The sequence below is a fragment of the Citrobacter sp. MGH110 genome (assembly GCF_001037515.1).
GTDB classification, from domain to species: Bacteria; Pseudomonadota; Gammaproteobacteria; order Enterobacterales; family Enterobacteriaceae; genus Citrobacter; species Citrobacter portucalensis.
This window is the reverse complement of sequence record NZ_KQ089836.1, coordinates 1-6878: the sequence shown is the minus strand read 5'-3', so window position 1 is coordinate 6878 and position 6878 is coordinate 1. Positions and strand designations below refer to the sequence as shown.

The 6878-nt window shown below is 51.0% G+C and carries 9 protein-coding genes and 2 pseudogenes; 6 read left to right on the top strand and 5 right to left on the bottom strand.

All coding sequences use genetic code 11. The features are described 5' to 3' along the window. Positions 1-249, bottom strand: a pseudogene (locus tag SK38_RS25455) (hypothetical protein); the annotation flags it as partial. A gap of 184 nt (positions 250-433) precedes the next feature. On the opposite strand from SK38_RS25455, the gene SK38_RS25070 reads away from it, so the two are divergent. Beyond that, complete coding sequence (locus SK38_RS25070; protein WP_048237138.1) at positions 434-925, top strand: MbeB family mobilization protein; 492 nt, start codon at positions 434-436, stop codon at positions 923-925. 6 nt (positions 926-931) lie between these two features. Then, positions 932-1147: an MbeD family mobilization/exclusion protein gene (locus tag SK38_RS25065; protein WP_046275712.1), complete on the top strand. Its 216-nt coding sequence runs from the start codon at positions 932-934 to the stop codon at positions 1145-1147. Between the two features lie 492 nt (positions 1148-1639). On the opposite strand, the gene SK38_RS23330 is transcribed toward SK38_RS25065, so the two are convergent. Beyond that, the gene (locus SK38_RS23330; RefSeq protein WP_048237137.1) at positions 1640-2068 is read right to left on the bottom strand and encodes an Exc2 family lipoprotein; all 429 of its coding nucleotides are present in this window, start codon (positions 2066-2068) and stop codon (positions 1640-1642) included. 80 nt (positions 2069-2148) lie between these two features. Continuing rightward, complete coding sequence (locus tag SK38_RS23325; RefSeq protein WP_008323638.1) at positions 2149-2568, bottom strand: hypothetical protein; 420 nt, start codon at positions 2566-2568, stop codon at positions 2149-2151. Between the two features lie 254 nt (positions 2569-2822). Here SK38_RS23325 and SK38_RS23320 point away from each other — a divergent pair, with 254 nt between their 5' ends. Continuing rightward, complete coding sequence (locus tag SK38_RS23320; protein WP_048237136.1) at positions 2823-4601, top strand: colicin-like pore-forming protein; 1779 nt, start codon at positions 2823-2825, stop codon at positions 4599-4601. Positions 4602-4618: 17 nt separating this feature from the next. Here the strand turns inward: SK38_RS23320 and cui are convergent, their stop codons facing one another. Further along, the gene (cui, locus tag SK38_RS25450; RefSeq protein WP_442854890.1) at positions 4619-5104 is read right to left on the bottom strand and encodes a colicin immunity protein Cui; all 486 of its coding nucleotides are present in this window, start codon (positions 5102-5104) and stop codon (positions 4619-4621) included. A gap of 86 nt (positions 5105-5190) precedes the next feature. Here cui and csl point away from each other — a divergent pair, with 86 nt between their 5' ends. Beyond that, positions 5191-5346: a colicin S4 system lysis protein gene (gene csl / locus SK38_RS24630; RefSeq protein WP_075553086.1), complete on the top strand. Its 156-nt coding sequence runs from the start codon at positions 5191-5193 to the stop codon at positions 5344-5346. A 184-nt stretch (positions 5347-5530) separates the two neighbouring features. Here csl and SK38_RS25350 read toward each other — a convergent pair whose 3' ends face one another. Then, positions 5531-5674 (bottom strand): replication initiation protein, encoded by a 144-nt coding sequence (locus SK38_RS25350; protein ID WP_082196963.1) that lies wholly within the window; start codon positions 5672-5674, stop codon positions 5531-5533. Between the two features lie 625 nt (positions 5675-6299). Here SK38_RS25350 and SK38_RS23315 point away from each other — a divergent pair. Both SK38_RS23315 and SK38_RS23310 read left to right on the top strand, forming a co-directional pair. Continuing rightward, entirely contained in the window at positions 6300-6644 is a 345-nt protein-coding gene (locus SK38_RS23315; RefSeq protein WP_032623643.1) for a MobC family plasmid mobilization relaxosome protein, read from the top strand. Next, positions 6634-6878, top strand: a pseudogene (locus SK38_RS23310) (plasmid mobilization relaxase MbeA); the annotation flags it as partial. The gene SK38_RS23315 and the pseudogene SK38_RS23310, both read left to right, overlap by 11 nt.

Below are 6878 nucleotides of genomic sequence, written 5' to 3'. Positions count from 1 at the left end.
GATAAAGATCAGTACAGCATTCTGTGGGTGGAGCACGCGGACAAGGGGCGTCTGGAGCTGAACTTTCTGATCCCCAATACCGAGCTGCTGACCGGCAGGCGGCTCCAGCCGTACTACGACCTCGCCGACCGGCCGCGTATCGATGCCTGGCAGACCATCGTGAACGGCAGACTGGGGCTGCACGACCCGAACGCGCCGGAAAACCGCCGGGCGCTGGTCACGCCGTCCGGACTGCCGAAAACGAAGCAGGAGGCCGCAGAAGCCATCACGCGCGGACTGCTGATCCTTGCTTCGTCCGGGGAGCTGAAAACCCGTCAGGACGTCACTGAGGCGCTGGAACGGTCAGGTTTTGAGGTGGTACGCACCACGAAAAGCAGTATCAGCATTGCCGACCCGGACGGGGGGCGAAACATCCGACTGAAGGGAGCCATCTATGAGCAGTCTTTTAACGCTGGCGAAGGACTTAGAGCAGCAATCGAAAGCGCAGCAGCAGAGTACCGGCGAGATGCTGAAAGCCGCATTCAGCGAGCACGAGCAGTCTGTCAGAGCGGAACTGAGCGCAAGCGCGAGGAGAATCAGCGACGCCATCCTCGCCCACGAGCAGAGTATGAGCGAGGCGATGGAGAAAAACCGGCGGAGCTTACTGCGGACTGCCGGGCGGACATGGCTCACCATCCTGATGGTGTCAGCGCTGCTGATCGGCACGAGCGGGAGCATACTGTGGTGGCAGGGGCAGCAGATAACCGACAATTACACGCATCTTCGTCAGCAGGAAGATACCCTGGCGAAAATGACCGCCCGGACGTGGGGAGTGCGCTATCAGGAGAGCAGCGACGGCCGGAGGTTTCTTATCCTGCCGCCGGGGATGCAAACCGAAGCCATCCCTTACGACGGGACGACATGGATCCGCCTGAAACAGGAGTAGCGGAAAATGACAGAGCTGGAAAAGCAGTTGCTGAGCGCATTAGAGCAGCTACAGCAGGACTACTCGCAAAGGCTGGACGAATGGGAGAGCGCCTTCGCGGAATGGCAGAGCATGTGTGGTCTTATGCAACGGGAGAACGCGATGCTGAACGAACGCGTGTCGGACTTGAGCACGCAGGTGCTGAGTTTAAGCGAGCAGCTGCGCCGCTTGTCCGGGAGCTGAATGCCATCGAGCTCCGGCACAGGGAGCATGAGTATCAGAAAACACTGGAGCTGGAGCACCAGCCGCAGAAAACCTACCGTGGCCCAACGCTGGGCTGACGGCCCGTGACAAACCCCAAGAAGAAGGGCTCATAAATTTCCCGCTAAATACGGTCGTGATGGAAACATCACAGCGTATACAACGGAGGGATTATGAGACTGTTTAACGTGATTGAGACGGTGCTGAACTGCCTGTACATGGCGCTGGAGATCTGGGACTGGCTGGAGAAGCACTTTCCTGTTTTTAAGGCGTTCGCGCTGATTTTAGTGTGACTTTACGCGGCATGCATCTGGCTGCATGACTATGCATCAGTGTAATATCCAGCGGCTGCGTTTCTGGTGTTTTTTCGTTATGTCTGTCGCCACTTTCTCGCGTCTGGCACCGGAAACGCAGCCAACCCCGTTTCAGCGGTGCGGGCAACGGATGTTATGGTAAATCACCTAAATATGATCGTTACTTTCTTCCTTCGTAACCATCAAGATAAACAGTGGAAATGGTATCTGCCAGCAGCCTGAGTTTTTCAGGCGATGGCATGCGACTGTTGGTGTATTTTCTGCCTGCAAAAGTAGTTGTACCCTGGAGAGACTCGAGGAATTTCTCTGAGTGAAATTCTTTGGCACGTTGCTGTGCAGCTTCCTTTGATATGCCAGCTGCCCTGTCCTTCTCTCCCAAATCCCGGAACTGCCTGAAGAACGGAATCATCATCCGCGTGGTGTCGGCTTTGTTGGTATAAAAATTAGGATCAGATCTGTCATCTGAAGCATACACATAATGCCTAGTATGGCGTTCAAGACTGTCTTTTGGAGTGCAGGCTGATGTTGCGAGGGTTATCGCTGCTGCCAGCAGAGTGGTGAGGTACAGCGGGCGTCCAGGTCGTCTCATGAGACTATCCTTGTTTTTAAACTTAATACTCAGTGATTTATATATCCGTAGCCTATCTTATCATCAGTTTCAGCCAATGTTCACCGGCTGAACAGTCTGGCCCAGAATCCCCGTTTTTTCTCCTGCTCCAGTGCCTGTCTGAGCTGCTCGATCTCATTCTGTAGCTGTTCCCGTTCTGCTTCCTGACGCCGACGTTCTGTATCCTGTGCCTGTTTGTCCTCAAGCATCAGCGTCAGGCATTGTTTCATTTCATTCAGTTCTTGGAAAATGCGTTCTGTCTGCTGACTATGTGGTTTTTCTTCCTGTCCCTGAGTGTGTCTTTCAGGTGTCTCATTTTGTTTTAATTCTCCATATGCCCTGATCAGTTCACTGGTTTCAAATTCACGGCGATTGTTTTTTCCTGAGCGGTAACTGACGAGGCCGTTAGCCATATCACGGTACAGCTGTGAACGGGATTTTCCCGTTAATTTTAGTGTGTCCTGAATAGTGTGCCATGCCATAAAGTGACGTTGTCCTGTTAGTGTCTCATTGAGTAAATATAGTAAATCATTTCCCTTCGTGATTAATAACTAAAAACCATGTTGACAGCATGGAACTGCCGAGCGTAGTATCACTTTACTGTATATAAACACATGTGAATATATACAGTTATTGGTGTGGCAGAGCACTTATAACAGCGTGGCGGTAGGTAGCCGCTCAGCAATAAACCGCACACCAGATTTCTCATAAAACAAAAATAAAAAGAGGAAAGATTATGCCTGGATTTAATTATGGTGGAAAAGGTGATGGAACCGGCTGGAGCTCAGAACGTGGGAGTGGTCCAGAGCCGGGTGGTGGTAGCCATGGAAATAGTGGTGGGCACGATCGTGGAGATTCTTCTAACGTAGGTAATGAGTCTGTGACGGTAATGAAACCAGGGGATTCGTATAATACCCCGTGGGGAAAAGTCATCATCAATGCTGCAGGCCAACCGACCATGAACGGAACTGTGATGACCGCTGATAATTCATCGATGGTTCCTTACGGCAGAGGGTTTACACGGGTTTTAAATTCCCTGGTCAATAATCCTGTTTCGCCGGCAGGTCAGAATGACGGGAAATCTCCTGTTCAGACTGCTGTGGAAAATTATCTGATGGTACAGTCAGGAAACCTGCCACCGGGCTACTGGCTCAGTAATGGCAAGGTTATGACGGAGATTCGTGAGGAACGTACTTCTGGCGGCGGCGGGAAAAACGGGAACGAGCGTACCTGGACTGTGAAAGTTCCCCGGGAAGTACCTCAGCTTACGGCATCCTATAACGAGGGGATGAGAATTCGGCAGGAGGCTGCCGACCGTGCCAGAGCGGAAGCAAATGCCCGCGCTCTGGCTGAAGAGGAAGCCCGTGCCATCGCATCAGGAAAGAGTAAAGCTGAGTTTGATGCAGGTAAGCGGGTGGAGGCCGCACAGGCAGCGATTAATACAGCACAACTCAATGTTAATAATCTCAGCGGCGCTGTCAGTGCTGCAAATCAGGTTATAACTCAGAAACAGGCTGAAATGACGCCCCTGAAAAATGAGCTTGAAGCCGCTAACCAGCGTGTCCAGGATACGCTTAAATTTATCAATGATCCTATTCGTAGCCGGATTCATTTTAATATGCGAAGTGGCCTGATTCGCGCTCAAAATGATGTTGATACCAAACAGAATGAAATTAATGCTGCAGTGGCTAACCGTGATGGTCTGAATGCCCAATTGTCTCAGGCTAATAATATCCTGCAGAATGCCCGGAACGAAAAGAGTGCGGCTGATGCAGCACTTTCAGCTGCCACAGCACAGCGGTTACAGGCGGAAGCCGCACTCAGGGCTGCTGCTGAGGCGGCAGAAAAAGCGCGCCAGCGCCAGGCAGAAGAAGCCGAACGTCAGCGTCAGGCTATGGAAGTTGCGGAAAAAGCCAAAGATGAGCGGGAGGTGCTTGAAAAAACCAGTGAACTGATTGCTGGTATGGGAGATAAAATCGGCGAGCATCTTGGAGATAAATATAAGTCGATCGCGAAAGATATTGCGGACAATATTAAAAACTTCCAGGGGCGGAGTCTCCGTAGCTTCGATGACGCAATGGCATCGCTGAATAAAATCACAGCCAATCCTTCCATGAAAATTAATCAGGAGGACAGGGAAGCACTGGTAAATGCCTGGAAACATGTTGATGCCCAGGATATGGCGAATAAACTGGGTAATCTCAGCAAGGCTTTTAAAGTCGCCGACGTGGTGATGAAGGTTGAGAAGGTCCGGGAGAAGAGCATTGAGGGGTATGAAACCGGGAACTGGAGGCCGCTGATGCTGGAGGTTGAGTCCTGGGTGCTCAGTGGTATGGCCTCTGCTGTTGCTCTTGGGATTTTTGGCGGTATTGTCTCTACATTTCTGGTTGCAGGGTCTCTTCCTGCTACAGTCGCTATGATTGGTGGGATAATCACTATCAGTTATCTCGCATCTCTTATTGATGCTGAAGTGGCTGAAAAAATAAACGACGAAGTGACTAATTTTATTCGTTGATAATGGGTGAGAGGTGGTTACCACCTCTCTTTTAATATTTTGCACACGCCGATTGAAAACCAAAATAGCATAGATAATAGTATATAAATACCACTATATAAAGTTATATAGAAAATTGATAATGTAACAACATTGCTAGACATTATTCTAAGTAATCTTCCAGATGTCGTTAATTCAATATTGCAGAATAAAAAAACATAAGTGAAGATTAAGCAAAATACACAATATAGAATGAGGTTTGTTAATAGCACTGTGGTTTTTTTGTCACTTCTTATGTGCATCCCTTTGACTGATGATAGGAATAATATAAAAGCAAATAGTGGGGCTGTTTTTGTATATACATCCATTACCTTACTTAATAATGGATTGTTGGCTGATAACACTGCTGGGAGGTTGCTAGTGCTGGATGCTATGACATTAAGAGTTGTTGACTCGGGATTATTAATATATGTGAAAAAAATCCATAGAAAAGGAAGTATTGCAAACAGTAGGAAATAAAGCATTTTTTTTGCTACTTTGTTCCCTTCGTCGGTTTTGTTATATGTTTTCATTTGCAGTACACCAATAAAATTATAATAAAGGATTGTTTATGAAAAAAATTATTATTTGTGCCATTTTACTTGGAATAATGCTGCTTACAGCATGCCAAGTCAACAATGTCAGGGATACTGGTGGTGGTGCTGTTTCACCGTCTTCCACTGTTACCGGAGTGAGTATGGGGAGTGGTGATGGTCGCAATCAGTAAAGGATCTTCTTGAGATCCTTTAACGATCGTCGTAATCTCTTGCTCTGTAAACGAAAAAACCACCCGGCAAGGTGGTTTTTCGAAGGTTCAGTAAACCGGCAAGTTCCTGAACCTGGTAACAGTCTAAGCAAGAGACATGTCACCAAATCTGTTCCTTCAGTGTAGCCGCAGTTTGGTCATCACTTCAAGTACTCTCAACATATCTCTTGCTGATCCTGTTACCAATGGCTGCTGCCAGTGGCGCTTTGTCGTGTCTTTCCGGGTTGGACTCAAGACGATAGTTACCGGATAAGGCGTAGCAGTCGGACTGAACGGGGGGTTCGTGCATACAGTCCAGCTTGGAGCGAACTGCCTTCCCGGAACCGAGTGTCAGGCGTGGAATGAGAAACCGCGGCCATAACAGCGGAGTGACACCGGTAAACCGAAAGGCAGGAACAGGAGAGCGCACGAGGGAGCCACCAGGGGGAAACGCCTGGTATCTTTAAGTCCTGTCGGGTTTCGCCACCACTGATTTGAGCGTCAGATTTCGTGATGCTTGTCAGGGGGGCGGAGCCTATGGAAAAACGGCTTCGCCGTGGCCTTCTCGCTTCCCTGTTAAGTTTCTTCCTGGCATCTTCCAGGAAATTTCCGCCCCGCCAGTAAGCCCGCACCGCTCGCCGCAGCCGAACGACCGAGCGTAGCGAGTCAGTGAGCGAGGAAGCGGAATATATCCTGTATCACATATTCTGCTGACGCACCGGTGCCGCCTTTTTCCTCCTGCCACATGAAGCACTTCACTGACACCCTCATCCGTGCCAACATAGTAAGCCAGTATACACTCCGCTAGCGCTACGTGACTGGTTCAGGGCTGCGCCCCGAAACCCGCCAACAGCCTGACGCGCCTGCGGCTTGTCCAACCCCGGGCCGACCGGGAAAGGCTTTCCCGGTCGGCCCGGCGTTATCAGGAGGTCGGTTTGTCAGAGAAACGGAACAAGATGCTCACCATGTGGGTGACGGAGGACGAGCACCGCCGGCTGCTTGAGCGCTGTGACGGCAGGCAGCTGGCGGCGTGGATGCGGCAGACCTGCCTGGACGAAAAGCCTGCGCGCACCGGAAAGCTCCCCTCTATCTCGCCGGCGCTGCTGCGCCAGCTTGCCGGCATGGGCAATAACCTGAACCAGATAGCCCGCCGTGTTAACGCCGGCGGCGGCACCGGCCATGACAGGGTACAGATTGTGGCGGCGCTGATGGCCATCGATGCCGGGCTTGAGCGGCTGCGGCACGCCGTTCTTGAGAAAGGAACGGACGATGATCGTTAAATTTCATCCACGCGGTCGCGGCGGTGGCGCCGGTCCGGTGGACTATCTGCTGGGTAAAGGCCGGCAGCGTGAAGGCGCCAGCGTCCTGCAGGGGAAGCCGGACGAAGTCCGGGAGCTGATTGACGCGTCGCCTTACGTGAAGAAATACACCTCCGGCGTCCTGTCGTTTGCGGAGGCCGATCTGCCTCCCGGCCAGCGGGAAAAACTGATGGCCAGCTTCGAGCGGGTTCTGAT